This window comes from Acidimicrobiia bacterium (assembly GCA_040902765.1).
In the GTDB taxonomy this organism is placed as follows: domain Bacteria; phylum Actinomycetota; class Acidimicrobiia; order Spongiisociales; family UBA11373; genus DATKBG01.
The window spans coordinates 99,755-126,354 of sequence record JBBDWO010000007.1; the positions used below are offsets into that span (position 1 = coordinate 99,755).

A 26,600-nucleotide genomic window follows, 5' to 3' on the forward strand; every position below is an offset into this window, starting at 1 on the left:
GCTCCGACGCGACTGATCCCCGGTACTTACCGGGGATCAGCGCTGTCCACTCCAAACCTCGGGAAGGGCCCGGTCTTCCACCACACGGACCCTTCCCTCGAGTCGGGATGATCAGGTCATGCCTGGGGGGCTACTACTGCCCAGGAGAACCAGCCCACGGCGAGGCTGAACCCGACCGTGTTACCCGAGTTCTCGGCGGCGAAGACGATGGTCCCCGTCGACCGCTTGTAAGCGGCGAGAGTGTCGGCGCCGTCGCCGTCCCAGTCGCCGGCGAAGACGAAGTCCCATCCGGTGCCGATGTTGAACGAGACGCTCGCCGGGCCGGATGAGTTGGAGTTGCGCAGGTACACCCAGCCGCTCGACGGCCGGTAGATGCCGATGGTGTCGGTGCCGTTGCCGTTGAAGTCTCCAACGAACGGCTTGTCACCAGGGTCACCGACCAGGAACGAGTAGTCGGCGGCGCCAAGGCCCTTACCGTTCTCGCCCAGCTTGTTGACGATGTAGACGCGTGTCTCGGCGGGCCGGTAGATGGCCAGGCTGTCGCGGCCGGAGCCGTTGAAGTCGCCAACCAGGGGGACGTCGGACGGGTTGCCGAAGTAGAAGGTCACGTCGGCGTTGCCCGCGTCCGGGTTCTGGCGAGCAAGGTTGATCTCGTAGACCAGCATCTGGGCGTCGATCACCGCATCGGTGGTGGACGCTCGTGCCGGTACCGACTGGATGAGGGTGACGGCCGTGACCGTCATGGCGAGGAAGGCGGCTGCCACTCGCCGGGTTGTGGAAGTAACACTGTAAGTATCCAGTGACTACTCATCGGCGGCTCTGGATACTTGGAGTGGTGTCTACGAACGCGAAACGTGTTGTTCGTCTGCTCGTGAGGCCTCCTAGTCGCTGACAGGAACGGTTGCCGGTGTCGCGAACGAGGGATGTCGGGCCGTAACCATGCGGAGTGAACCGGGTGATCCCACGGACCGGGGTAGCGTTCCTTCCGGTGAGCCTGAGCTTCTTCCTCCGCGTCGTCCCGCGCCCGATCCGTCGGCTGATCCGTCGGGTCCCCGGCGCCGCCACCCTCGTGCGGCGCCTCACGGCGACTCCCAAGGGTCCGCCGTCGGCGCCCGGTTCACTACGGCCTGTGGTGTACCTGCCCACCTGGGAGCGATGGGGGTCGATGCGCCAGCGCCCCCAGTATCTCGTCGATGCTTTGGCGCGTGCCGGGCATCCGGCGTACTTTGTCGATCGGTCGGTGCGGCGGTCCCAGGTGGTCGACGGGGTGACGGTGGTTCCCTCGCTACGCCATGTGCCGGGTGCCCACCCGATTCTCTATGTGCACTTCGCTCCGCTGCGCGACCTCATGGGCCGCTTCACCGCCCCGGTGGTGATCTACGACATCCTCGACGATCTCAGCATCTACGACGAAGGCGAGGTAGGGCTGCCCGGGCGACATCGGGTCCGCACCCACCATCGTCCACTCATCGAGGAGGCCGCCGCCGTCATCGCCTCCTCGGCTGCCCTCGTCGAGCGTCATCGCGGCGAGCGGCCCGACCTGCTGCTCGTAGAGAACGGCGTCGACGTCGAGCGCTTCTCGACCCCGCGGCCCCGCCCGTCCGACCTCCCCTCCGGCCAACCGGTGATCGGCTACCACGGTGCGATCGCCCGCTGGTTCGACTTTGCCCTGCTGGAATCCGTCGCAGCCGCCAACCCGGGATGGGAGTTCGTCCTGGTGGGCCCCGTACTCGCCGAGGTCGCCGCCGAGGCGGCCCGGGTGGGGCAAGCCGACAACGTCCACTTCCTCGGTGAGCGCACCAGCGACGACGTCATCGGGTATGTGCAGGCGTTCGACGTCGGCGTGGTGTGGTTCGTGGTGAACCACCTGACCGAGGCCGTCAGCCCACTCAAACTCTTCGAATACCTCGCCGCCGACACACCTGCGGTGTCCACCCCGCTGCCAGCGGCCGCGGTCCCCACCGTCCGAGTCGCCGACACCGCGACGGCGATATCGTCGGCGATCCGGGAGGCGCTCGACACGGCGGACGAGGAGGCGCCGGAGCGGCGAGCAGCCGCTGCAGATGCCGACTGGTCGCGCCGGGTGGCCCCGCTCGTCGCCCACCTCGATGAGGCCGCCCTACGGACGGTGCCTGAGTGAGCCGACGAGTCATCTTCGTAACCCAGGACCACGAGGGCTTGCATGGAGGCGGCGCCGGGACGCTCGTCGGCGAAGTGGCACGCCGGCTCACCGGCACCGGATGTGAAGTCACCATGGTGGTTGCTTCACCTGATGCTGAAGCGGCGACCGGCGACGGGTACGAGACGGTGCCCGTCACCGTTTCGGAACCCGACGGATCGCTCGGGTGGTTCGTCGGAAGGTCGCAGGCGATCTCGGATCGGCTCGGCCAACTCGTCGCTGAGACCGGGCCAGTGGATCTCGTCGAGTTCACCGACTTCGAGGCCCCGGCGCTGTGGACACTCATCCACCGCCACGCGCTGGGGCTCGATCGGACTCGAATCGCCATCAGGCTCCACGGCCCGATCGAGGCGATCACCGACGCTATCGGGGCGGCGCCACCCCCCATGGATGGGATCGGCGCGATGGAGCGCCTGGCGCTTCCAATGGCCGATGCGGTGCTGGTGCCGTCGTCTGCCGTAGGGGCGTGGGCGATCGACCGGTATGGCCTCGACCCCGAGCGCATCGTGGTGGCCCCTCCCGCCGTCGTCGATGTTCTCCAGGTGGGTTGGACTCCGTCGGCGTCGCCGACCTTTGCTGCTCTCGGGCGTCTCTCCGAGACGAAGGGAACCGACCTGCTGGTAGATGCCTTTGGTGCGGTACTCGACCGGCACCCCGACGCTCGCCTCGTCCTCGTCGGTCCGGACGGCTGGTCGGCGCTCGAGCACCGCCCGATGACGGAGGTGCTGCGGGATCGAATTCCTCGCGACCGAGCCGATCAGGTCGAATTCGTCGGTGCACTCCTACGCGACGAGGCGCTCGCCAGATTGGCCGGTGCGTGGGTGGTGGTGATCAGCAGCCGCTACGAGTCGTTCTGTCTGGCCGCCCATGAGGCTCGTCGGGCAGGCATCCCAGTGGTCGTCCCCGATCTCCCGGCATTCGACGCCTACCGAACGGGCGCCGGGTTCGCCTTCTTCGACGGGTCCGCCGTTGACCTTGCCAACACCCTGGTCGAGATCGCCTCCGACCGCGGCATCGTCGAGCGCTTGGCTGCGGAGCCAGCCCCCGCCGTCGGTGACCCAACCGCCGCCTACCTGGGTCCCCTCCCTGAGGCTCGCCATGCGCGTAGCCAGGCTGGCCTGGCCACGGCGGCCGCACAGCGTCTGGACGGCTTGCTGCGACCTGCGTCCACCTGGTGGTCACGGCCGGCGCGATCAGTGCTGCGTGCGCTCCCGGCGCCGGTGGCGCGGGTGCTCGTCCGACTGGTACCCGCCCGGCTCAAGGACAGGTTCCGGGCCGGTGCCTCCTGGCCGGAGGAGGAGGCGCGTCGGCGTGCCGAGCGTCGCCTTAGGGACATGCGCCGTCGGATCGAGCAGGGGGAGTTTCCCGACGAGTCCGGCCCGACCATCTCGGTCGTCATCCCCTGTTTCGACCAGGGCCAGTGGGTCACTGATGCCGTGGTCAGTGTCTTCGAACAGGAGCACCGGTCGTGGGAGGTCATCCTCGTCGACGACGGGTCGACCGACCCCGACACCATCGCCATCCTGGACGACCTCGCCAGGTGGCCGCGGGTGCGTTCGATCCGACAGGACAACCGGGGTCTGTCGTCGGCGCGTAATGTCGGGATGGAGGCTGCTCGGGGGGAGTACCTGATCCCGCTCGATGCCGACGACGAGATCACCCCGCGGTTCATGGCCGATCTGCTGGGTCGTCTCGAGGCGAACCCGCGAGCCGCCTTCGCCCACTGCTGGGCGGAGCTGTTCGGCGACGTGCATGCCCTCTGGGCCACGCGGCCACCCAACCCGTATTGGGAGCGATGCTCCAACTCGGTGGTCGGTTGCGTGCTCATGAGACGCGAGGCGTGGAAGGCGGTTGGCGGCTACGACGAGACCATGCGTGACGGCAACGAGGACTGGGAGCTGTGGGTGCGTCTCGCCGCCGCCGGATGGGAGCAGGTACGGGTGATGGAACCTCTGTTTCGTTACCGCAAACACGGCGAGACCATGTCGGTGGCCACCGAGTCACAGTTCGAACGGGGGAGAGCACAGATCGTCGAGCGGCATCCCGACCTGTACACCGCTGAGGCGCTGCGCTCCCTCAAGCAGCGCTGGTACCCGGCGCTCACGCTCATCAGCGACGCCGCCGTCGACGAGTCCCATGACGAGGTGGAGGTGGTGCCCGGCCCGCCCGATCGGGGCGTCGCCGCATCGTTTGGCAAGTACGTCGCTGATAGGCGTGGTGCCACCTGGCCGTTGAGTGTCGCCATGGACCTCGTACGGCGTCTCGAAGCCGAACCCGATGCAGCGTGGGCGACCCACAGCGCGACCGGTGCCGCGGTGTGGCGTCGCTGGTGTCTCGTCGATCCCGGAGCCGATCCGCGAGGCGGTGTGCGGGGTACCGGTGCCGCGCCAGGTGGCGATCTGCAGCCGGGTGCCTACCCCGACCCGGAGTGGATGGTCGACAGGGCGCTCGTTCCCGAAGGTGCTCGGCTGCTCAGGCACCGTCCGGAAGAAGACGCACTGACGCCTGAGGGGTGATCCACGTCAGCTCTCGGAGTCGAGGGACTGCAGAAACTCCTGAGGTGAGACCACCGGGAGGGTGTCGGTGGTGCCAAACAGGTGCCCATCGCCCGTAACGATCAACGCCTGGGTGACTTCGGCCAACACGATCAGGTAGTCATCGCCCGGATCGGGCGACGGTGTCGTGGGGGGCCGCCCGGGGTCGTCGGTGAGCCCTGCCTGGCGTCGGAGCAGGTCGATGAACTCGGTCGCCTCGCTCGCCGAGATGCGGTGACTGATCTTCGGGTAGGCGAGGGTTCGTTCGAGCTCCTCGAGGAGCAGTGGTGAGACGATCATCTCGAAAGCACCGTCGAACCACCGTTGGAGGATCTGTCCCGGCGAACCGTGTGGCGTCAGGAGGGCCGAAACCAAGACGTTCGTGTCGAGGACGACCCGCACGTTTCAGGAGCGTGGGTTGCGAGTGGCGTGTTGTGCCTCGACGGCGAGCGCCATCGCCTCATCCTCGGGGAGGTCGTTGCGTGCCCAGAGGCGAGCGACGAGGTCGATACCGAGGTCACGCCGCAGTGACTCCTCGATGACCTCGCTGTCGCCCCTCCCGGTACGCGCTGCCTTCACTTTGACCGCTCGCAGAACGTCTTCGTCGATGGTCAGCGTTGTCCGTGTCTTCTTCATGATGCCCGCATCATAACATCATGATGCCGTGATGTCAGGATCTGATCAGCCGGATTGTCTCCACCGCTGCGGGTCCGGGTTCCGCTTGGCCGTGGCCGCTCCGACGACGAATCCGACGGCCTCGGCTGCGGATGCGACGAAGTAGGCGACCGGTAGGTAGAGGTACTTCATGAAGCCGTGGGCGTGGCGATACTTGGGCCAGGTGCTCATCAGCATCTTCGTGAACAGCGGCACCAGAGCCACCGGAATCAGCCACGGTTGAAACACCGCGGCAAGACCGACGGCCAACCCGGTCAACCCGTACACCTTGGCCAGGTGCTTCAACTCGTAGTTGCGCATCCCCGACAGCCCGTCGCCCCGACCCCAGCGATACACGGTCACCCACAGCGAAGCCAGCCCCGACGGAGGCCGCCAGCGCACCACAGCCTCTGGGACGAACCGTGCCCGGTAGCCAGCGGCGCGCAACTCTTCGGCATAGGCGCTGTCTTCGGCGACGAGATAGGTGGTGGGAAATCCTCCGACTCGCTGCCAGGCCGCCTTGGTGAAGGCCAGGGACCGCGCCGACGGCGTGAAGTCGTCGGGATCGACCTCGTCAATGGTGTACACCATCACCAGGCCGATGCAGGTGGACAGCAATGTTCGGCCCTCGGGCCGATAGAAGCCGGCCACCCACTCGGCACCGCCATCGAAGGCGGCGGCGATGTGTTCCAGCCAGTCGGGTTCGGCGAAGCATCCCCCATCGATGCAGGCGACCCGGCCGGTGGTGGTGGCGGCGATCGCCGTGTTGCGCCCCACCGTGCGGTCCCCCGGCTGGTGGATCACCCGCACCGACGAATGTTCGCCGGCGAGGCGCTCCAGGATCTCGACGGTGCCGTCGGTGGAACCGGCGTCGGTCACCACGACCTCGTGGGGTGGATGGGTCTGTTCGAGGACCGAGCGGATCACGGCCTCCACGTCGTCGGCCTCGTTGAACAGCGTTGTGATGACTGAGATCTGCAGCATGTGTCCTCCGGTGGGGGCATTGTGGTCGTGAGCGGTCGAGACCCTGTCTCTTTCTCCCCCTCCGTCAGCGGACTATGTCCGCTGCCACCTCCCCCTGCGGGGGAGGGAACCAAGAGGGGGACTCCCGGTCATTGCCCCTCTCTTGCGGTCCCTCCCCCCGAAGGGGGGAGTACCGCCGGGAGCGAAGCGAGCGGCGGGGAGGGGGGAGGGCGAACCCTACGTAGGCCTCGCGACGCGTCACCCCTCCCCCTCCGTCACCGGCCTGCGGCCGCCGCCACCTCCCCCTGCGGGGGAGGAAAGTGTGGGGGACCGGTAGGGTGACCGCGTGCCGATGTGGCTGAAGCGGTTGATCCGTCCCCTCATCCCTGATCGCCTCATGGCCCGGTATCGGCTGCGTCAGCACTCTCGGCAGGCTCGCGTCAACGTGGATGTCCTCCTGTCCGACAGTGCCCCTGCCCGTCGATGGTTGTCGACGACACCCGACACCTACCGCGTCGGCGTCGGCCGCGGGCTCCAGCCCGGCGGATCACCCGTAGGGGTCGTCGTTCTGGGCGATGCGACCCACCGTGACGCCGCCGTGTGGGCACTCGCCCACACCGGAGCGGATGCGGCCATCGTCGGCGCCACCACCCGCCCCCGGCTGGTCGGGCGGCGGCGCACCGAGCCCTCGATCTTGCCCGAGACGGTGGTCGTCTCCTCCGAGATCCATGACGAAGTGGATGGAGTGCCTCACGGGGATCTCGTCGGATTCGTCGACCGGCTGCGACAGGCGGGCGCCCACCTGACGGTCATCCCCACCGCGGTGGCCCCCGGCCGCCCCCGGCGCAATGATCCGGTCGAGGCGCCGGTCGTGGTCATGTTCGCCGGGGTTCCTATGCACGATGTCGGTGGTGGTTCGCGCACCACGCAACTCGCCCTCGAGCTGCTGCGCCGGGGGGTCGCGGTGGTCTACGTCTCGGTGTTCGGCAGCGACGAGGGCACCGATCTCGGCGTGCGGTACGTTCATCCCCGGCTCGAGCAGGTGCGGCTCGACGGATTCGATCCCGATCACTTCGTGGAGCGGGCGAAGGTGCCAGGGTGGGTGCTCATAGAGATTCCGCTGGACGCTCTGCGCGACCCGGTGAGTCGACTCACCGATCGTGGATGGCGGGTGGCATACGACGTGATCGACCACTGGACGGATCGTGCCCTCGGCGGCGAGTGGTATCGGGCCGACACCGAGCGATGGTTCCTCACCCATTCTGATGCGGTGCTGGCGTCGGCGCCCGACCTCGTGGCCACAGCTCGGGCCGGTGGTGCCGCCGAACCGGTGCTCATCCCCAACGCCGTCAACGAAGCGGTATTCGGCGGAGGTGAGGTGCCGCCTCCGGAGGACCTCCCGGATGCCGAGCCGCTCATCGGGTACCACGGTTCGCTCTACGGCGACTGGATCGACTGGGCCTCGATCGCCGCCGTGGCGACCGCGTTCCCGAATGCTGCCGTCGTGCTCATCGGTGATGCCTCCAAGGGTCATCCACCGATGCCCGAGAACGTCCACTTCCTCGGGCTCAAGGCACAGTCGGATCTCCCCGCCTACCTCCAGCGATTCGCCGTGGGACTCGTACCGTTCACCGTCTCCGACACCACCCACGCGGTGAGTCCCCTGAAGGTTTACGAGTACCTCGCCTGCGGTGTGCCGGTGGCGGCGCCGCCGCTGCGCGCCCTGGAGGGACTCGACGGCGTGGTCGTCGATGACGATCTGCCGTTAGCGGTTACGCGAGCTCTGGCGGGCGAGCCACCGGACGGCTCAGCAGCCTTGGCCGCGCATTCGTGGCGGCAGCGTGCCGAACTCATTCTTGACCGGCTCGGCCTCCTGCTTCTTGGGGGCATTGATGCCCCGGCGCGCATCGTGGTTCGTCCGGTGACCCACCACGCGCCGGCGGCCCGTCGGCTCGGCTGACCGAGGATAGGTGCGGGGCGCTGGTATCGTCCCGGCGGTCCAGCCACGCGGGCTCAATGAGCTGCCTGCTCCAGACTGCGAGTTCCAGTGACCTCCCGATCGAACGCGATCTACGACTCTGACCAGCCAAGAACGCCCTTGGTGACCGAGTTTCGCAACCTGTGGGAGTTCCGTGGGCTGCTGCGGTTGCTCGTCACCCGGGACCTCACCATCCGCTACAAGCGCTCGACGCTCGGCGTGTGGTGGACGCTGCTCAATCCGCTGCTGACGATGTCGATCCTGTGGATCGTCTTCAGCCAGTTCTTTCGCTTCCAGATCCCCGACGTCCCGTTCGCCGTGTACCTGCTGTCGGGGGTGCTCCTCGTCACCTTTTTCGCCCAGGGAGTGAACGCAACGGGGGCGGCGATGGTGAACAACGCGGCCGTGTTGTCGAAGGTATACGTTCCCGCCGAAGTCTTCGCCTTCTCGTCGGCGATCGCGGCCGCCAGCAACTTCATGATCAGCCTCATCCCCTTGCTGATCATCCAATTGGCGACCGGCGTCGGTGTCCCATGGACCGCACTCCTCATCCCCCTGCCGGTGCTGTGCCTGCTGGCCTTCACCGTCGGCGTCGGCCTGCTGGTGGCGGCGGCCGCCGTGTACTTCTACGACGTGCTCGACCTGACCGGTGTGTTCATCCAGCTGGTGTCGTACCTGGTGCCCACTTTCTATCCGATCACCATCGTTCCCGAGGGGTTCCGCTGGATCATCCACCTGAACCCGCTGTACTCCTACCTGCGAGTGTTTCGCGGCTTCGTGTACGAGGGCGGGTTCGCCCCCGGCTGGAACTTCGCCGTCATGGGCGTGAGCGCCGTCGTCGTGCTCCTTCTCGGCGTCTGGGTGTTCTCGCGCAGCTGGAAGAACCTCGTGGTGCTGCTGTGACCGAGCCGACGATCGGCGTCACCGACCTGGGCCTGGCCTACCGCCTAACGCGCAACCAGGCCTCCACACTCAAGGAGTTCGCCATCAGGGCGGTCAAGCGCCAGGTGTCTCACGAGAGGCTGTGGGCGGTGCGGGGCGTCAGCTTTGAAGTGTATCCCGGTGAGGTGTTCGCCCTGGTGGGGCCCAACGGTGCCGGCAAGAGCTCGCTGATGAAGACGGTGGCCCGGGTGCTGCCCCCCACCGAGGGCAGGGTGGTGGTGCGCGGCAGCGTGGCCCCGATGATCGAGTTGGGGGCCGGCTTCAACCCCGAGTTGACCGCCAACGAGAACATCGTCCTCTACGGCACCCTTCTGGGCCGTCGTCCCGAAGTGATGAGAGAGCGAGTTCCCGAGATCCTCGAGTGGGCCGAGTTGATCGAGTTCGGGGACGTTCCGGTGAGGAACTACTCGACGGGGATGCTCGCCCGCCTTGGTTTCGCGGTTGCCACCGACGTTCAACCCGATGTGCTCGTCATCGATGAGGTCCTCTCTGTCGGCGATGAGAGGTTCCAGACGAGGTCCAAGGCCCGCATGGCTTCACTCATGGACGGCGGTGCCGCGGTGCTCCTAGTCTCACACGCACTCGACCTGGTCGAGGAGATCGCAGACCGGGTCCTATGGTTAGACCACGGATCGCCGATGATGGTTGGGGACCCGGACAAGGTCATCGCCGCCTATCGGGAGTGGAGTGAGTGAGGTGAGTGGCGGCAGCGTCGACCATCGGACCAATACCTCGGCCTCGAGCGTCCAAGGTCGAGCTGGATGAGGCGTCGACTTGGAGTACTCAGGGAGCTGGTGCGGACCCACGGCCTTGGCGGCGCTCTGGTCTCCGTTCTGGGATACGTTCGGTGGCGGTTGAGAGGTAGAAAGACACCAACTGGCACGAGCTTGTGGCTCGATGCATATCGAGACATTGGGCCGGCAGTCCCGGGGTCCGCCTCGTTCACGATCGTCTGCCCGGCGTTCGAGCCGGATCCGAAGTTCCTTCGTGCGTGTGTGCGTTCAGTGATCGGTCAGTCCTACTCGAAGTGGGAGATGGTCATCGTCGACGATGGCTCGAGCAATCCGGCTTCCCTCCGCGAGTTGACGCGTTTAGCGAGGCGAGATCGGCGGATTCGCCTGGTTCGCGCCGATCGCAATGGAGGTATCGCTCAGGCTACGAATCTGGGAGCCGCGGAGGCCAAGGGCGACTACCTGGTGTTCCTCGACCACGACGACGAGCTTGCACCCCGGGCACTCGAGTGGCTCAGCACCTGCACGCCTGAGGCCGACTTGATCTACACGGATGAGGACAAGGTCTCGGACGACGGAACCTACCACTCGCACTTCTTCAAGCCAGCGTGGTCGCCGCGGCTACTTCTCGGTGTGAACTATGTGAACCATGCCACCTGTATTCGCTCATCGCTCTTCCACGAGGTCGGGGGACTGCGCGAGGGTCTCGAGGGCGTCCAGGACCACGACTTGCTCCTGAGGGTCTCTGAGACCCCGGGCCTGGTGGTGCGGCACCTGCCGAATCTTCTCTACCACTGGCGTCTCTGGGGCGGGTCGTACTCGGGTAGCCCGGACAAGCGCCGCCGCGTCGAGGAGGCGGGCCTGAAGATGGTCCAAGAAACCATCGACCGCAGGGGCTGGCGGGCGCACGCGACGCTCGGCAATATGAAGCCGTTCAACTACCGAGTTGTCTTCTCGCCCGATCCGGTCCCTCCGCTGGTGAAGGTGGTGATTCCGACGCGCGATCGGGTTGAACTACTGAAGGTCGCGGTGGACGGCGTTCTGAACCGTACCGATGGCGTGAGTACTCACCTGGTGATCGTGGACAACGGGTCGAGAAAGGCGAAAACCCACGCCTTTCTGTCTGATGTGGCAACCCGTGACGACGTGTCCGTCGTGACCATCGACGATGCATTCAACTACTCGAGGTTGTGCAACGAAGGGGTCCTGGCGGGGCCGGATACAGATCATGTGCTGCTGCTCAACAACGACGTGGAGATCCGACATCGTGGTTGGCTCCTTCAGCTCACCGGTTGGCTGCGAGACCCGGAGGTAGTGGGCGTCGGGCCGCTTCTCCTGTTTCCCGACGGAAGCATTCAACACGCCGGTGTTGTGGTCGGGTTGGGGGGGATCGCCGGGCACTACGCCCATTCGCAGCCCTACGAACCCAAGACCGGGGCCCTCCACGATCAGGCCCGAGAGGTGGGTTGTCTGACAGCTGCTTGCTTGCTCGTTCGAACGGCTGACTTTCATGCGCTCGGTGGCCTGGACGAGGACTTGGCCATCGACTTTCAGGATGTGGACTTCTGCCTGAAGCTCAGAGAGGTCACCGGCGGTGTGCTCATGTACGACCCAACATTTCCGCTCGTACACGCTGAGTCGGCGTCTCGGGGGACGCTCGGGGCCAGCAACGGGTACACCGCGAGCCGCTTTGATTTCCTTTGGGGAGAGGTTCTCTCGGATACCGATCCCTACTACAGCCCGCACTTGAGCAGAACCGAGAGCGACCTGTCTCTAGCCAGCTTTCCATGGAAATTCGAAGATCGGCGTGGTCGCCTCATGGGGCGTTGATCGTCCGGTCGCGTCAACCGGCGGGTACTCGGGTCCAGACGCCCGTCCCGACCCCTTGCCACTCAGCGGTTGTCGCAAGTGCAAGGCATTTCCCGGGAACCTTGGTCGCTTGAGCGCGATAGAGGGCACCATGCACTACCTGCGAGTTCGCGGTAGCCTGCCCGACCTCCAGGGAATGACCAGTTGACCACCCACACACCCACCGACATACCTGACGTCGTGCGCATCCAGCCGACCCGGCACGGCGATCACCGTGGCTTCTTCTCGGAGACGTTTCGCTCCGAGTGGTTCCCCGTCCTCACGTTTGTACAGGACAACCACTCCATGTCCGCCGAAGTCGGCACCCTGCGGGGCCTGCATCTGCAGAAGCCGCCGCGGGCCCAGGCCAAGCTGGTGCGGGTCACCCGGGGGGCCATCCTCGACGTCGTCGTCGACATCCGGGCTGGCTCGCCGACCTTCGGGCATCATGTCGCCGTCGAGCTGAGCGCGCAGAACTGGGAGCAGATCCTCGTGCCCGTCGGAGTCGCCCACGGGTTCATCACCCGGGAGCCGAACACGGAGGTCCTGTACAAGGTGACGGAGGTCTACTCCGCGCAGGACGAGGTCGGCATAGCCTGGGACGACCCCGACATCGGCATCGACTGGGAAGTCGAGCCCGCCGAGGTGATCCTTTCGGACCGAGACCGTGGCCACCCACGACTGTCAGAGCTACCCCAGATGTTCACGTATCCGGAGGCACACTGAAGTGAAGCGACGCTACGTGGTCACAGGTGGGGCCGGTTTCATCGGTTCCAATTTCATTCGACACGTCCTCGCCGCCGAGCCGAAAGCCGAAGTCCTCAACCTCGACCTGCTCACCTACGCCGGGGTGCAGTCGACCGTCGACGAACTCGACGCGAATGATCGCCACACCTTCGTCCGCGGCGACATTCGTGCCCCCGAAGTCGTCGACGCAGTCGTCGCCGGAGCCGACGTGGTGGTGCATTTTGCCGCAGAGAGCCATGTCGACCGATCGATCAGCGGTCCAACCGAGTTCCTCAGCACGAACGTCGTGGGCACTGGAGTTGTGATCGATGCGGCCCGGCGCCACGGCGTACCCCGGTTCGTCCACGTCTCCACCGACGAGGTGTACGGATCGATTGCCGACGGGTTCGCCCCCGAGGACGCACGACTCGCCCCATCGTCGCCGTACTCGGCGTCGAAGGCTGGCGCCGATCTCCTCGTCGCCTCGTATACGACCACCTTCGACTACCCGTCGATCACCACCCGATGCACCAACAACTTCGGGCCCTACCAGTTCCCGGAGAAGGTGATCCCGCTGTTCGTGACCAACCTTCTCGACGGCAAGCAGGTCCCGCTGTACGGCGACGGCCTCAACGAGCGAGACTGGCTGTACGTCACCGACCACTGCGCCGCGATCCACCTTCTCGTCGACGAGGGCGAACCCGGCGAGACATACAACATCGGGGCCGACAACCAGTTGACGAACCTCGACCTCACGATGCGCATCATCGATGCCCTGGGCGCCGACGAGTCGCGCATCGAGTACGTCACCGACCGGCCTGGCCACGACCGCCGGTACGCCGTGGACACGGCCAAACTCCGAGCACTGGGCTGGAAGCCGGTGCACGGATTCGAAGACGGCCTGGCGGCCACCGTCGACTGGTACCGGGACCGAAGGGACTGGTGGCAGCCTCTCAAGGATCGAGCATCGTGAGGGGCCTCGTGCTCGCCGGCGGCACCGGATCGCGGCTGCGGCCCATCACCTTCTCGATGGCGAAGCAGCTCGTCCCGATCGCCAACAAGCCGATCATCGAGTACGGCCTGGAGGATCTCGCCGAGGCCGGCGTCACCACGGTCGGCATCGTGATCTCACCCGAGACCGGAGCAGCCATCAGCCGGGCGGTGGAACGGGCGGCAGAGCGGATCGGGCTCGACGCCACCTTTATCCTCCAGGACGAACCGCTCGGCCTGGCCCACGCCCTCAAGGTCGCACTGCCCTTCATCGACGGAGACGAGTGTCTGATGTACCTGGGCGACAACCTGGTCAAGAGCGGGGTCGCCGACGTGGTCCGGGACTTCAAGGAGTTCCAGCCCTCGTGCCAGATCATGCTGTCGCCGGTCGACAACCCGTCCTCCTTCGGCGTGGCTGACCTCGCCGAGGACGGCAGCATCCGTCGCCTGATCGAGAAGCCGGAGTTTCCGCCATCGAACCTGGCTCTCGTCGGCGTGTACCTGTTCGACGACTCGATCGCCGAGGCGGTCCACGCCATCAAGCCGTCGGACCGGGGAGAGTTGGAGATCACCGACGCCATCCAATACCTCGTCGAGACCGGCAGGGAGGTGCGCGCCTCGATCGTGAGCGGCTGGTGGAAGGACACCGGCACCAGGGATGACTTGCTGGCCGCCCAGCACCTCGTCATCTCCGAGATGGCGCACGAGAACCACGGCGAGCTGGTCGACACCACCGTCGACGGGGCCCTGCACCTCGGACGAGGGTCCACGCTCCGGCGCTGCACCGTGGTCGGACCAGCAGTCATCGGAGACGATGTGGTGATCGAGGACAGCATCATCGGCCCCGAGGTCTCCATCGGGGACCGCTCCCGGATATCCAACGCCGCGGTTGAGCACTCGATCGTCATCGAAGGGGCCGTCGTCAACGGCTGGAAGATTCGATCGTCGATCATCGGTCGGGAGGCGAGCCTCGACGGTCACGCCCCTCCCGAGTTCGTGACGATGATGCTCGGAGAGCGGTCCGAGATCCTGAGGGCGTAACGGGACTCGTCGCGACTCAGCGGCGGAAGGCTCGTCCGGATCACCCCCGCGTCCCGCCGCCAATCCGCCTCGCGGCGAAGGCCATCTACGCATGCAGCCGGGCATGTGGGGAGGATGGACAAATGTTCCGGGTGGGAAACATCATCTCCGACTAAGCCGTTACGATGACGATCCTTCATCCAGTGATATCCAGTGAACTCAAGCCAGCAAAACCCATCCTCCACGTCCGACGGCGCACCTCGTCTGGATACTTCCCCCGTGGTCGTGTCATGGCTCCAACCTCTCGAAGGTCGGAGCTCCCCCACGAAACCCGGGGAGGTTCAAGTCACTCGGAGCCGTGGATCGTGACGGTTAGAACGTTGATTGGCGTTACGGTCCCCCTCGCGGGCCAGCGGTGGGCAATCTCGCGCACCTCCGCAAAGTCTACGAGAGGATAGTGAGGACTCCCGTAGAGGAAGAAGGGCCACTGATGATGGACAAGGATGAGGTCCGGAACTTCCGCGACACCGCCAGCGATGGCTGGCTGACGTAGACATGGGAAATACATCCTCAACTGTTGCGCGATCAACGTTGAACCCCCGCGCTCGCGTGCGAAGACGTCGAGCGACTCGTACGTGAGAACGTAGGGCGCCGAGAACGCCAACCAACCACCCGGGTCTACCGACCCGTCGATAGCGATCAGCCTGATGAACGACACGTGTTCGCCGAGCCACGATCCTTCGACCTCCGAGACTAGCCAACTCGGCTCGTATTGCGGCAGGTCAAGTGGAACAAGCGGACCATAAGATATCTCCGTTCCGCGTCTGGATGCACCTTGGACGAAGAGCATGTTTCCACCAAGCGTCGGAGCGCCAGCAGTTGATATCAGGACATCTTGGGGATCCACGCTGGTAAGGCCGTGCAGTGAGAACCAGGGAGACGCGAACCACCCTGTATCACCGTCCCCGTCGATCCATGAACCCCATGTCATGAGATCAAGGTCAAGCTGAGCGCCCCTGCTCCGCAGATAGACACCGTCCGACTCAAAGGCAAGACTCGTATGCTCGGATACGAGAGAGTCGCCGATCCCATGGTCCAGGAGAGACTCCGTTGCCAAGGGAAGGCCTCGTACTCCCGACTCGACCACAATCTCCTCCGACAAGCCACATGTGGAGGTGAAGGCAGCTCTCAGATTCTGCTTCGCCAAGCTCCAACCGCCGGGAGACATCAACCCGTCGGCGGTCAACACCGAGAGTGGCACGACCACAGCAAGGCTTAGCGAGATCGACAACAACCCAGCGGCCGCTCCATGGAGCCACGGCGTGAACTCGGCGGCAGCTCGTTCGTGCCACAACCGTGCCCTCGCGCGCCGTAACCGAAGGTGTGCAAACAGCTCAGTAGCAAGCCACGCAGCTACCAGAGACCCAAGCCAGAGCAAGGGGTTGGCCAACACAACCACCAGCGCGTTCAGTATGCCTTGGCTGAAGTCAAGATGGCCGAGTGCCAACGAGGTATGCCATCCAAAGCCGCCCGTCCACGCAATGACAGTGAGACCCACCACCCCAATGATGGCGGCCGAAGCGGACTCAAGCGACCTATCGGATCGCCGCACGCCGCGCCATCGCCACCATTCAACAGCTATCGCAGCCGCGGCGTATGGCATCAGGGATCCAAGGTGCCACATCCACTTGCTCGGTGTCCACATAAGGAGTAGAGCTCCGATCATGAGGCTCAAGATCGGGAGATCCGCGACGACATCTCTGCCTCGCCGCCGCTGTCCGAGGAACATGATCACGCCGACCAGCGGAAGGGTAACTGTGAGTCTGCGAGCCGAGTTACCGTAATTGACCAATTCCATGTAGCGACTGGGTTCATGACGCCATCCCTGGGCGTGAGAAGCTTGTGCAGCGGTGCCGTCGACAGCAAGACCAAACCATTCGCGGCCGAGAGGCCCCCATACGAGGAGCAGCAGCAGTGCTGCGCTCACGAGCAGGATCGCTAGGAGCATGAGCGACCTTTGAAGGAGCGAGATGCGTAGCCATCTCACGACCGCCAGGGTCAACGGAATCGCCGGAGCCAGCACTACCAAGCCCGCGGGATGAACGGAGACGGCAAACACCACGGCGATCGCGCCCAAGAGGAGGTATCGACCATGTGGCTTCTGGCCGAATCGAACAGCCGCCCAGAGGGCTACAGCACCGAGGAAGGCAACAGATGGCTCCGGTCGCAGCGTGACGTTCCAACTCATCCATCCCAAGAGGAACCCCCCTGCCGTCATCATGTGGAGCCCCAGCGTCGGTGCACGACCAACGCGAGCAGCGATCCGGACCACGATGGAGCGAGTGAGATGCCACACACCGACTCCCGCGAGGACTGCTGGGAGTCGCAACCAGACTAGGTCTACGCTCACCCACGAGATGATCCGCAGCAGCGTGAGATGGGGAACCCAAAACGGATTGACGAGATTGAAGTTCGCGTAATAGGTGGCGTACGCCCCATCGGGCTGATAGTTTTCAACCGCTGCCAACAGCCAGCCGTCGTCCAAGTAGACCGGCCCGACGATCCACAGCAGTGTGAGGGAACCGTAGACCACCATGTGATCGGCAGATCGCAGCCATCCCACACTGAGGAAGCGGGTTCGTGCCGTGTTCAACTGGCGCACCTCCCTATCCTCCCTCACGCCAAGCCACCAATAGGCAGGGCACTGCGACAAACCCCAAAAACACGGCGGACCCTTGCATTAGCGGCGAACGCTACCGGACCACGCCTGGGGTACCTCGTCACTCGCCACGGCCAGCTGCACCAGGAGATCCCACAAGGACTTCCACTTGCGCTCTGCGAGAACTCGTATGTCGCGGTCTTTGGGCGTCCTTTCCCCAAGTGGTGGTGTTTGTTCGTCTGACGGTTGTGTGACACCGAGAGTCAAACCGATCTTCAACGAGATTCGGAGAGATAGGAGGCGTGCGCTGCCGCGACGCTCCACGGGACAACGCACTTGTGTGTGAACGACCGGCGATGAGCTGGGCCAAGTCCTCCGCCTCTCCTACTTGCCAGCAGGAGAGGTTAGATCACACTCGCTTCGACCTGGGCATGTACCGACGACCAGATCCTCTGGAGAGCCTGAGAAAGCGACGACGTTCCGGTGTATCCCGTAGGGGGGAGGGCTTAGGACCTCGTTGCAACCTCGTCACTCACACCTCGTTGGTGTTCTCTGCAACCCATCGCAGTTTCGTCGTCACCATCCTCGGACTGGCGACGGCACGAAGCGTCGATGTCGTCGCCGACCAGACCGGCTGTCCAACCTACGCGCCCGACCTCGCCAGCGACGCGATGTGGGCTCTCAAGTGCGGCGTATCTGGGTTGCTCCACGTGAACAACACTGGCGCGACCTGCTGGTTCGAGTTCGCTTTCGCGCCGCGTGAGCTGAAGCCGGACTGGCGCACGACCGAATCAGACCGACCACCACCGACCAGTTTCCGACCGCGGCACAGCGACCCCGATACTCAGTCTTGCGTTCCGAACGCACGACCCGCATTGGACTCGACCCGCTTCCTCTCTGGTCTGAGGCGTTTCACCATGCGGTAACCCACCGGGCCTTCGCCGGAGGAGCACCACAGCCTTGATACCGACCGAGTCCGCTGCTCTCGGGCCGAGGGGCGCGAGTATCGACCCGACCACCTCTGGTCACGAGCCGATCAGATGATGCATGAAGGTGCCGGACTCATTCGTGTCCATCTTCCAAGTCAGCTTGTGGATCCAGAAGGCACTGCACAGAGCGGCGAGCCGCTCCTGGAGCAGGTGTGGAGGGAGAGAGCTGAAGTGCGGGGTCGACTCCTACTGCTCACGCAGTTCCTCGTGCAGCACCACCGCCGCCTCGAGCATGAAGTGAAATGTGGAAATAGTGGCTCAGGACACTCTCTCGCGACCAGTACTCGAGCAACGCGTCTTCTCTATGCAGGCTGTAGTATCCCGGCTCAAAGTCGACCAGGCTTGGGGCGAGCCTGCGGGGAGGGAGGACTCCATGGAGGCCAGGTGTCTTGAGCAGCACCTTTGCCGCCGCTTAGGACGGACCGGAGCCGATGCGCCTGGAACTGCCTCGGCTAGCCCAGCGGCGTCAACGCTGCTTGGTCGCCCTACGACCTCAGAATGACCCGCAGTGTTGCCAACCAACCCCAGCGTTGCCGTGCCGGGAACATCCCAATCCCGAGGCGCCGTATTCGGCGCCGTGCCAGGTCTCGACGCCCGTCGAGGATGACGACTCTGCGGAGCGAACACACCTGAGATGCCCATCAAACCCGAAGTCCGGGGTCTGTATGGGGGCGTGACAGCTGTCGTTCTGGCCGCTGCCGCTCTCGTGCTCTCTGCCCTTTCCGCGCTCACAATCCACCCTGTTCGAACCACCTACGTGTGGGGCGTACCCACCGCTCCGGCGAATGTCGGCACTGACTCTCAGGTGATCGAGCATCAAGGCAGCTTCACACCGCTCCTCCTAGCCGCGCACACTCCGGAGAACATCGAGATCACATGGACATGTGATGCGGGGATTGCAGCAACTGGCGGTCACGAGGTAGATGTGTTCGCCACAACAAAGCAGCGCGACACGGCAGGCGCGCTTCTGCTGACCCTTGTCGATGGAGTCTTCGTACTCACTGTGGCCGGAGAAGCACTTGTTGCTCTCCCATATCGAGCATCCCCGACTGACTGCTGGTATCGGTTTCATCTGACATCAGATGGCACCTGGCACGCCTATGAAGGCACGGACCTCTTGCACAGCGGGTCGAACGGTGCGTCTCCCGTGACGACTGGGTTCGCCAGCGATCTCGCCGGCGTGCCCCCTGCAGACGTCGTGGGACAGCTCGAGGTGGCGCTGACCACGCGCCCACACGGCTCCACCGGTTCGTCGACCACAAGGGTCATGCAAGCGTTGGCGTTGCTGCTCGGCGGCCTCGCCGTGGTCTGCCTCCTGAAGGCGTGGCGCTAGGAAGATCTGAGGCACAGGCATTGACCGGGCTACGGAATCTCTTGGTGCGATCGGCAGACCATCTATTGGTGTATCTGATCCTCTCACTCTGATGGATCGTCGTCCCTGTCTTCATCGACGACGGCTGGTTCGCCGCGATGGCCGAGAACTTCCATCTCGATGGCCGGTACGCGTGGTACTACGAGAACTTCAACGACGCCTCACCGCTGATGTACCTGCACCTGGCACTGCTGCGAGCAGTCCCGGCTGTCTCCAACGACCTCATATGGCTCCGGCTCCCGTCGCTCCTGGCGGGACTTGCCGCATGGCACCTGAGTCGGTCGATCGTTGATCGGCTCACGAAGCGCGCGGGCCATTCACCGAACCTGGACCTCCACCTGATCCTCGCTGCTGCATTGTCGCTTGGTTGGATTCAGATGCGACCTTCAGCCACAGCGGCTGTCACCCAGGGAATTACATCGTCGAGCATCTCATCGAGCGTCGTAGTTGCTTCGAACCCGAGCACGTCCTTTGCCTTCCCGGTCGAGGGGATCCGCTTCTGAACGTCGTACTCGAACGGATCATCGCTGATATAGCGAAATGGCTCGTCCGAGCCCTTCATCTTCTTCCAGATGACTTCGGCCAGCTCAAGCACTGTCGTCGAGTGCGGGGTGGAGAGGTTGAAGTCCTCGTTCAGCGCTCGAGGATGCTCCATCGCAATTGCGATGCCCCGTGCCAGGTCTCCTCCGTACGTATAGTGCCGTACCTGGGATCCGTCGCCGAGGATGTGCAGCGGATCCTGCCCACGGACGATCTTCTGGATGAGATCTGGCACCACGTGAGACATGGCGAGCTTGACGTTGCCCGACAAGATCTCGTTGCCGCCCAGGGCCCGGCCCTCACCGATCCCGACGCAGTTGAACGGGCGCACGATGGTGAACGGCAGGCCGTACTGATCGTGGGCGGCGCGAGCGAAGTACTCGACGGCGAGCTTCTGGAAGCCGTAAGAAGACAGCGGGGGCGGTATGAGGAGCTCGTCACCTTCTGCGCTCGGCCAGTGGCTCGTCGACTCGAACACCATCGACGAGCTCATGTAAGTGACTCGCTCAAGATCGCCACGCCGGTGGGCCTCGATGGCCGCGTCGCACGTGGCGGCCATGATGCGCTCGTTGTCGGCCAGCAGGTCGTAGGGGTAGGTGTGGAAGTACGAGATACCACCGATCCGCGCCGCTCCGGCGATCATGAAGCGACATTCATCGAGCGCCGATTCGACGGTTCGCCGGTCCCGCGCATCACCCTCGATGAATCGATAGTCGGGATGACTGTCATACGACCGAACAACCGGCCCGTACTTGGAGTAGTTGTCCAAGCCCACGACCTCATAGCCGCGTTCGAGCAGCTCCTCGACTATGTAGCCGCCGATGAACCCAGCCGATCCCGTGACCAGCACTTTCCCCTTCGACACCACCATCCCTACCCTTCTCCGCCCTGGACCGCTCTTCTGACTCGTGGCCCGAACGCGTGCACATACCAGCGGAGGTATCGAGGCATCCAAGCCCACAGCCGGAAGTTGGACTCTCCGGCCGAGCGATCCTCCCACGACGTCGGGATCTCTGCTATCGGCAGTCGCCAACGTCGGGCCTTGGCGACCAGTTCGAGGCCCATTTCGAAGCCGTGTGTGCTCTCTATCTCGATCTGGTCCAAGTACCAGCGGGCGTAACCCTTGAAGGAGTTCGTGGCGTCCCGAGTCCCCACTCGGGCGAGCCAGTAGAGCGATAAGCCTGCGATCCGGGAGAGTGTTCGCTTCACAAATGGGCCACCCGTTTGGCGTCCGCCGCGCGAGTACCGTGATGCTGCGGCCACAGCGAACCCGCTTCGCACCAGCGACGCAAGAGCGTTGATCTGGCGAGCGTCGTCGCTCCCATCGGCCATGGTGATGACAACTGCATCACCGGCCGCGTTGTCGATTCCGAATCGCAGCGCATTCGCAGGCCCGCGTCCATAGGTGTTCAGCAGCGGCTTCACCCGTGGATCGGCTCGTGCGTAGGCGGCTGCCGGTTCTGCGGTCGAGTCGACCGGGCTGTCGTAGACGACCAGCAGCTCAACGTCGCCGACGACTTGGGACAAGACCCCGTCCAAAGCCAGCTTGATGCTGTCGCCCTCGTTGTACACGGGCATGACGATCGAGGTCAGCATTGGGGTCAAACCAACACGCCATCGCCTGCGACGTTCCACACATCGATAACGCGCTTGTCACCCACCAGCTTCGCATACTCGGCGTGGGGGGCCCCAACCACGATCAGGTCGGCTTGTTCGAGCACCTCTTCGAACGGTACGAGGTCGGGGTCGCTGGTCACGTACGGGTCCGTGCACAACACGCGAGCTGCCTTGAACTCCAGGATTCTCTTGATCTTGTAACTGAGGCTCGAACGCGTGTCGTCCGACTCAGCCTTGAAGGCCATACCGGCGATGCCCACCGTCATGTCTGCCAAATCGAATCGGCGCTCCAGACGAGACACCACATACAGTGGTAGGCCCTCGTTCACGAGCATCGCAGCGTGACCCAGCATGAAGTTGTTGTTGTTGAACGCCGCGAGCTGCATCGTGTCCTTGAAGAGACAGGGCCCCGCGGCGAAACCAGCCCTTGGGAGGTCGGCGGCCCTGGGGTAGTCGAGTGCCAGCGCCGAGCGGATTCGTTCGAAGTCGAGGCCGTAGTCGTTGGCGATCATGTACAGCTGGTTGGCGGTGGCGAACTTGATGTACCTCCATGTGTTCGTGAACAGTTTCGCCAGTTCCGCTTCTTCGGGCTCGAGTCGCACGATCGAATCGGTGAGGTTGCGAAAGATCGTTGCCGCACGTTCGTAGGCTCGTTCAGTGCGGGCACTGACGATCTGCGGGAGCTCATAGAGTTCCGTCATTGCCCGACCCTCTGCTATCCGTTCCGGGCAGAAGGCAACATCGACCTTCAGTCCGAGGCGTGAAAGCAGTTGCTCCACGAGGGCGGTCACTCCGGGATAGATGGTGCTGCGCAAGATCAGGAGTTGGCCGTCTCGCAGGTGGTCGGCCACCGCTGCGATGGCATCGGGCACTGCCTGCGGGTCTGGGTTCAGGTGTTCGTCGACCGGTGTCCCGATCACGACGACCACCGCGTCCGCCTTGCTCAGAGCCCCCGGGTCGGTGGTCGCGCTCAGGACGCCGCTGCGAAGGGCCGCCTCGAGCTTCTCCTCGGCCCCCGGCTCCCAAAAGGGCGTCACCCCGCGTGTAACCGACGCGACCGCTTCGTCGTTGAGGTCGTACAGGATGGTCGTCAACCCGCGATCGGCGAGAGCAATGCCGAGCGGTAGACCGACATGCCCACACCCACCCATGATCACGACGTCCGCGGATGCGGAAGCATCTCGAGCCGACATGCGTACCTGCTTTACGATGAGAAGGAACGGAGGGAGGCGATTCTAGCCTGGGCCGGTCCTCGGAGTGACTCCCCGGCGTTACGTATCGAGCGTCGCACACACGCCAAACGGCGCTTCGGATACGAGGCTGACACGAACGAGGGTCGCACGATCTCCGGCCTGAGCAACCACGAGGTCGACCGGCTGATCAGGCGCGAGCTCCCTCCAGAGTGCCGGCGCGGTGGCAAACCCACCAACCGTGTCGATGAATGCTTCGGCAGTTCCCGGGCCGGACGACGCAAAGGAGATCGCCCCACCGCGGGCTACGGCAAGCACCACGTGGGCCTCCGGGCCGAGCGGCGTCACGACGACGCACCCGTCGACTCGCTCGACCTCGACATCGACCTGCTCGATCAGCATCGCCGACGCCGCTGGCACCCTCCCCGGTTCGGTCCATTGCGCCTTCATCGATGCCGTTGCTACTGCGATCTGTTCCGCGCCGACGGCCCCCCGGTCGGAGTCTCCGAGGCGCAACTGTCCTGAGTCGAGAGCCGCTGCGAGAGACTCAGCGCTCACGTCGGGATTGCGTGGCACCGGCTGAGCCCAAGGGATGAAGCCGGCTGACTCGTCGGACTCAATGGCGAGGATCGCCGCCACCACTCCGTCGCGGGTGGGATCGGTCAGGCCAGTTCGGTTGTGGGCGAACTCGCGCAGCGCTGCCACATGTGCGAGTGCAGCGATGCAAAGGGCGCCGGTGATGATGAAGCGCGCTGCAGGGTGTCGCCAATGACGCCTGAATGTCTGCGAGGAGACCAGGGCGGACCCGAGCCCGACGGTGAGCAAGACCCCACCGACATGGGTGTAGCGCGACGACGCCGCCTGTTCGATGCCGAAGTGCTGCGCTCGTGCGATGCCCGTGCTGACGTACATCGCCGCCGCAGCCGCCAGCGGCATCGACACCGTGATCGGAGGTCGCCAGTGGCCGCCGAACCATGCGACCAGCGCGACGATCACAGCGACCAACGCTGCGAAGCCCACTCCGATGCCAAACCCGATCACCGCATCGAGAGCCGCGGTCAGCCCCGTGCCAACGTATCGCGGCAGGAGAAGGAGTGTTTCCGTGATCGATGGTGATCCGTGTGAACCGGTGATCGCTCCCCGGTAGATCGAGAGCCACGCCACGCCGATGACGGCCGCCGGGCCGACAACGCGCGCCAGCCGCCTCCAGTCTCGCTGGAGCACGAGAGCGACCACCGCACCGGCGAGTCCAGCGAACCCGATCCCGCTGGAGGCGACGCCCAGCACGAGCAACGATGCTGCCAGCCAATCCTCCCGGCGCGACCGGTCACCGAACCCGAGAACGAGGACGACAGCCAAAGCCGTCGCCAACGAGAGGGTGAATCCAATTTGAAACGCCCAAACCAGATTCTCAGCGCCGGCTCCCAGCACGGTGACCCCAAGCGCCACGAGCGCGGCGACGCCAAGGGGAGCGCCCGCCTTGCGAAGGATCACCCCGGCGAGGGTGCCGATCGATGCGTTGATTACGGCGAGGGCCCCCAGGTAGGGGAGGTAGCTGCTCAATGAGACTACCGAGAAGATCGACCGATACACGAGGATGGGAACGATCGACCAGTGCTCATTGTGTGGTCTCATCAGGTCGGCCAGCGAGGTCGCCGAGCGGTCGAGGATGAATGCAAATTCGTCGCCGAAGAACCACAGATTGCGGCCCAAGTAGAGCGTGACCAGACTTCCCACGATCGCTGCGATGGTGATCAGCCGGTAACCTGATCGAGTGCGCGGCAGCCGACCGTCAGGGTCTCCGGGTGAGTCCATGTGCGTTGATGCTACACGGCAGGTTTCGCCAGCCATGGGGCCAACGACCACGGTCACATGGCGCTGAATCTCGCTCTCACCGTCGGCCTCTCCCTGCTGATTCTTGGAGCGGCCGCCCCTTTGGGCCGTCGAGTCACCCCTGATCAGTCCCAGCCGGTGCAACTCGGAGTGGGGATGCTCCTCGCGGTCTCCGCTCTCGCCGCCAGCTCGCTAATAGGGCTGGCTTCCGGCCACCTCCGAATCGCAGCCACGCTCGGAGTGGTCGGGCTGATCGTCGTGGCGGCTATGGGTGCCCGGCGCTCGAGATGGGTGGCGACGTACCGGCCCGCTCTGGCCTCAATTGCCCTAGCCGCGGTGGCGACCCTCACCATGTCGGCACCCTTTCAGCCGGATGGCCAAATCGATCCGGGCACGGTCTTCGAGAGCCGCGTGTCGACCAGACCACCGGACAACCGCCTTCCCTACCGATCGGTGCAATTCATCCTCAATGGACTCGATCCCGTCGAGACGCAGTACTTCATCGACTGGGCGATCACCGATCGAACGCAGTTGGCCTCGGCCGCGGTGGCCACCGTGGTGAGCGCCCTGGGCGTACAGGTCCCACCCGATCAACTGTGGTATCTCCCAGCCGAAGAGATTGAGTGGCGCGCCGTCGACGCCCACGGCTACTGGGCCGTCAGGGCGGCGATGATCGCTCTCAATGCGATGCTGCCGATCGGCATCGCAGCGCTGGGCACCGTCTGGTTCGGTCGCCGAATCGGCGAACTGGCTGCCCTCGTCGGCCTGCTCTCGGTGTTCTCCTTCGTCGAAGCACTGTTCACCTGGCCGAAAACGTTCGGGGCTACCTGCGCCGCCGTCGCAGTAGCGCTCATCGGAGCGAGGCGTGACGTCCTGGGCGGCGTAGGATTGGGTCTCGCCTATCTAGTGCATCCGACTGCGCTTGTGCTGCTTCCGGTGGGCGTGCTCTTCATTGCCGCGCGCACCGACCGAAGGATGCGCTCCCTCGCAGTAGTCCTGGCAAGCGCGGCGCTAGTGGTTCTTCCGTGGATGGCGTGGGTCTCGCTGGTCCTCGAGCGGTCGTCGCGTATGGTGCTCTATCCAATTGGATGGATACTGACGACCCCGGACTCTCTGTCGGACGAGCTTGGGGCCGCCATCCGTCACTTCACTGGCCGGTTTCCGTTCGGGTTTCTCGCCGATCGCTTCACCAGCATTCGCGACTCGCTCGATCCTGTGGGTCTTTTCCAAGCGTTGAACGATCGAGATCGGCTCCGGTTGACCTTGTTCTATGACACGACCCTCATTGGCATGCTCGGTGTTGTCGGCGTCGCCATCATCGGATACGGCTTCGGGATGGTCCGGCGCATGCGAACCTTGCCGGATGTGCGTTGGGCTATTGGTGCCCAGCTCGGGCTGGCCACGCTCTTATGGGGTGTATGGCCGCGGGCGTTGGGACGCGAGTTGTTGCAACCGATGATCCCGGTGCTTGCCATAGCGCTTGCCCTCGGCTTGGTCGCAAACCGCCGCACACCTGTTCTCGCCCTTCCCAAGGCAGTCGAAACTTTCATCGTCCTCAACCTCACGCTGCTCGTGGGCGGCCCGGGGGGACCCGAAACCTTCATCGCCCGCATCTCGGTTGCTGCGTTGATGGCACTCTTGGCTGTGTGGACTCTGCGTGAGGCAAGGGACGGGCGCTCGGCTCTGAGCGATGAGGCGGGAGCGCTGCAACTAGGGTCACCCGAACCGTCGAGTGACCGTTCTTCCGGCGACACTCGCCGGTGATCGAGCCATCCGGGCAGTGACGAGCGCTCACTGACAGCCGCACTGGGGCTTGGGTTCACCCTGGTGTGTCA

General features: G+C 64.6%; 20 protein-coding genes. 11 read left to right on the top strand and 9 right to left on the bottom strand.

Annotation, left to right across the window (positions count from 1 at the left end):
- Positions 1-116: 116 nt before the first annotated feature.
- The gene (locus WEA29_02770; GenBank protein ID MEX2322681.1) at positions 117-764 is read right to left on the bottom strand and encodes a VCBS repeat-containing protein; all 648 of its coding nucleotides are present in this window, start codon (positions 762-764) and stop codon (positions 117-119) included.
- Positions 765-988: 224 nt separating this feature from the next.
- Here WEA29_02770 and WEA29_02775 point away from each other — a divergent pair, with 224 nt between their 5' ends.
- The gene (locus WEA29_02775; protein MEX2322682.1) at positions 989-2,140 is read left to right on the top strand and encodes a glycosyltransferase; all 1,152 of its coding nucleotides are present in this window, start codon (positions 989-991) and stop codon (positions 2,138-2,140) included.
- Positions 2,137-4,695 carry a glycosyltransferase gene (locus tag WEA29_02780; GenBank protein ID MEX2322683.1) on the top strand — a complete coding sequence of 853 codons (2,559 nt, stop codon included), beginning with the start codon at positions 2,137-2,139 and terminating at the stop codon, positions 4,693-4,695. The genes WEA29_02775 and WEA29_02780 overlap by 4 nt, the downstream gene beginning before the upstream one ends.
- Positions 4,696-4,701: 6 nt before the next feature.
- Here WEA29_02780 and WEA29_02785 read toward each other — a convergent pair whose 3' ends face one another.
- The 3 genes from WEA29_02785 to WEA29_02795 are packed head-to-tail and all read right to left on the bottom strand — an operon-like array spanning position 4,702 to position 6,351.
- A complete protein-coding gene (locus WEA29_02785) occupies positions 4,702-5,115 on the bottom strand; it encodes a putative toxin-antitoxin system toxin component, PIN family (protein MEX2322684.1) in 414 nt (137 codons plus the stop codon).
- Between the two features lie 3 nt (positions 5,116-5,118).
- A complete protein-coding gene (locus tag WEA29_02790) occupies positions 5,119-5,349 on the bottom strand; it encodes a ribbon-helix-helix protein, CopG family (GenBank protein MEX2322685.1) in 231 nt (76 codons plus the stop codon).
- Between the two features lie 45 nt (positions 5,350-5,394).
- On the bottom strand, positions 5,395-6,351 hold the full coding sequence (locus WEA29_02795; protein MEX2322686.1) for a glycosyltransferase: 957 nt from the start codon (positions 6,349-6,351) through the stop codon (positions 5,395-5,397).
- A gap of 331 nt (positions 6,352-6,682) precedes the next feature.
- On the opposite strand from WEA29_02795, the gene WEA29_02800 reads away from it, so the two are divergent.
- The 7 genes from WEA29_02800 to WEA29_02830 all read left to right on the top strand — a co-directional run bounded on the left by WEA29_02800 (position 6,683) and on the right by WEA29_02830 (position 14,586).
- Positions 6,683-8,290 (top strand): glycosyltransferase, encoded by a 1,608-nt coding sequence (locus WEA29_02800; protein MEX2322687.1) that lies wholly within the window; start codon positions 6,683-6,685, stop codon positions 8,288-8,290.
- A gap of 141 nt (positions 8,291-8,431) precedes the next feature.
- Positions 8,432-9,211 carry an ABC transporter permease gene (locus tag WEA29_02805; GenBank protein ID MEX2322688.1) on the top strand — a complete coding sequence of 260 codons (780 nt, stop codon included), beginning with the start codon at positions 8,432-8,434 and terminating at the stop codon, positions 9,209-9,211.
- A complete protein-coding gene (locus tag WEA29_02810; GenBank protein MEX2322689.1) occupies positions 9,208-9,945 on the top strand; it encodes an ABC transporter ATP-binding protein in 738 nt (245 codons plus the stop codon). Before WEA29_02805 ends, WEA29_02810 begins: the two co-directional genes overlap by 4 nt.
- A gap of 66 nt (positions 9,946-10,011) precedes the next feature.
- Positions 10,012-11,811, top strand: a complete 1,800-nt coding sequence (locus WEA29_02815) for a glycosyltransferase (GenBank protein MEX2322690.1) — start codon at positions 10,012-10,014, stop codon at positions 11,809-11,811.
- Between the two features lie 183 nt (positions 11,812-11,994).
- The gene (rfbC, locus tag WEA29_02820) at positions 11,995-12,555 is read left to right on the top strand and encodes a dTDP-4-dehydrorhamnose 3,5-epimerase (GenBank protein MEX2322691.1); all 561 of its coding nucleotides are present in this window, start codon (positions 11,995-11,997) and stop codon (positions 12,553-12,555) included.
- A 1-nt stretch (position 12,556) separates the two neighbouring features.
- Positions 12,557-13,528 (top strand): dTDP-glucose 4,6-dehydratase, encoded by a 972-nt coding sequence (gene rfbB / locus WEA29_02825; GenBank protein MEX2322692.1) that lies wholly within the window; start codon positions 12,557-12,559, stop codon positions 13,526-13,528.
- Positions 13,525-14,586: a glucose-1-phosphate thymidylyltransferase gene (locus tag WEA29_02830; GenBank protein MEX2322693.1), complete on the top strand. Its 1,062-nt coding sequence runs from the start codon at positions 13,525-13,527 to the stop codon at positions 14,584-14,586. The genes rfbB and WEA29_02830 overlap by 4 nt, the downstream gene beginning before the upstream one ends.
- A gap of 325 nt (positions 14,587-14,911) precedes the next feature.
- On the opposite strand, the gene WEA29_02835 is transcribed toward WEA29_02830, so the two are convergent.
- Positions 14,912-17,245 (bottom strand): arabinosyltransferase domain-containing protein, encoded by a 2,334-nt coding sequence (locus tag WEA29_02835; protein MEX2322694.1) that lies wholly within the window; start codon positions 17,243-17,245, stop codon positions 14,912-14,914.
- A gap of 1,641 nt (positions 17,246-18,886) precedes the next feature.
- On the opposite strand from WEA29_02835, the gene WEA29_02840 reads away from it, so the two are divergent.
- Entirely contained in the window at positions 18,887-19,546 is a 660-nt protein-coding gene (locus tag WEA29_02840; GenBank protein ID MEX2322695.1) for a hypothetical protein, read from the top strand.
- Positions 19,547-19,958: 412 nt separating this feature from the next.
- On the opposite strand, the gene WEA29_02845 is transcribed toward WEA29_02840, so the two are convergent.
- From WEA29_02845 to WEA29_02860, 4 genes are all read right to left on the bottom strand, one after another.
- The gene (locus WEA29_02845; protein ID MEX2322696.1) at positions 19,959-20,996 is read right to left on the bottom strand and encodes an NAD(P)-dependent oxidoreductase; all 1,038 of its coding nucleotides are present in this window, start codon (positions 20,994-20,996) and stop codon (positions 19,959-19,961) included.
- 2 nt (positions 20,997-20,998) lie between these two features.
- Positions 20,999-21,721, bottom strand: coding sequence for a glycosyltransferase family 2 protein (locus WEA29_02850; GenBank protein MEX2322697.1), 723 nt, complete (start codon positions 21,719-21,721; stop codon positions 20,999-21,001).
- Between the two features lie 5 nt (positions 21,722-21,726).
- Positions 21,727-22,935 carry a nucleotide sugar dehydrogenase gene (locus tag WEA29_02855; protein ID MEX2322698.1) on the bottom strand — a complete coding sequence of 403 codons (1,209 nt, stop codon included), beginning with the start codon at positions 22,933-22,935 and terminating at the stop codon, positions 21,727-21,729.
- Between the two features lie 78 nt (positions 22,936-23,013).
- Complete coding sequence (locus tag WEA29_02860; GenBank protein MEX2322699.1) at positions 23,014-24,747, bottom strand: hypothetical protein; 1,734 nt, start codon at positions 24,745-24,747, stop codon at positions 23,014-23,016.
- Positions 24,748-24,804: 57 nt separating this feature from the next.
- Between WEA29_02860 and WEA29_02865 the strand changes: the two genes are divergently transcribed.
- Positions 24,805-26,529 carry a hypothetical protein gene (locus WEA29_02865; protein ID MEX2322700.1) on the top strand — a complete coding sequence of 575 codons (1,725 nt, stop codon included), beginning with the start codon at positions 24,805-24,807 and terminating at the stop codon, positions 26,527-26,529.
- The last annotated feature ends 71 nt before the right edge of the window (positions 26,530-26,600 follow it).

Bases quoted from the DNA above. Each gene is read 5' to 3' on its own strand.
- WEA29_02850 (MEX2322697.1), bottom strand. From the start codon at position 21,721: ATGCTGACCTCGATCGTCATGCCCGTGTACAACGAGGGCGACAGCATC.
- WEA29_02855 (MEX2322698.1), bottom strand. From the start codon at position 22,935: ATGTCGGCTCGAGATGCTTCCGCATCCGCGGACGTCGTGATCATGGGT.
- WEA29_02860 (MEX2322699.1), bottom strand. From the start codon at position 24,747: ATGGACTCACCCGGAGACCCTGACGGTCGGCTGCCGCGCACTCGATCA.
- WEA29_02790 (MEX2322685.1), bottom strand. From the start codon at position 5,349: ATGAAGAAGACACGGACAACGCTGACCATCGACGAAGACGTTCTGCGA.
- WEA29_02815 (MEX2322690.1), top strand. From the start codon at position 10,012: ATGAGGCGTCGACTTGGAGTACTCAGGGAGCTGGTGCGGACCCACGGC.
- WEA29_02865 (MEX2322700.1), top strand. From the start codon at position 24,805: ATGGCGCTGAATCTCGCTCTCACCGTCGGCCTCTCCCTGCTGATTCTT.
- WEA29_02845 (MEX2322696.1), bottom strand. From the start codon at position 20,996: ATGGTGGTGTCGAAGGGGAAAGTGCTGGTCACGGGATCGGCTGGGTTC.
- WEA29_02795 (MEX2322686.1), bottom strand. From the start codon at position 6,351: ATGCTGCAGATCTCAGTCATCACAACGCTGTTCAACGAGGCCGACGAC.
- WEA29_02800 (MEX2322687.1), top strand. From the start codon at position 6,683: ATGTGGCTGAAGCGGTTGATCCGTCCCCTCATCCCTGATCGCCTCATG.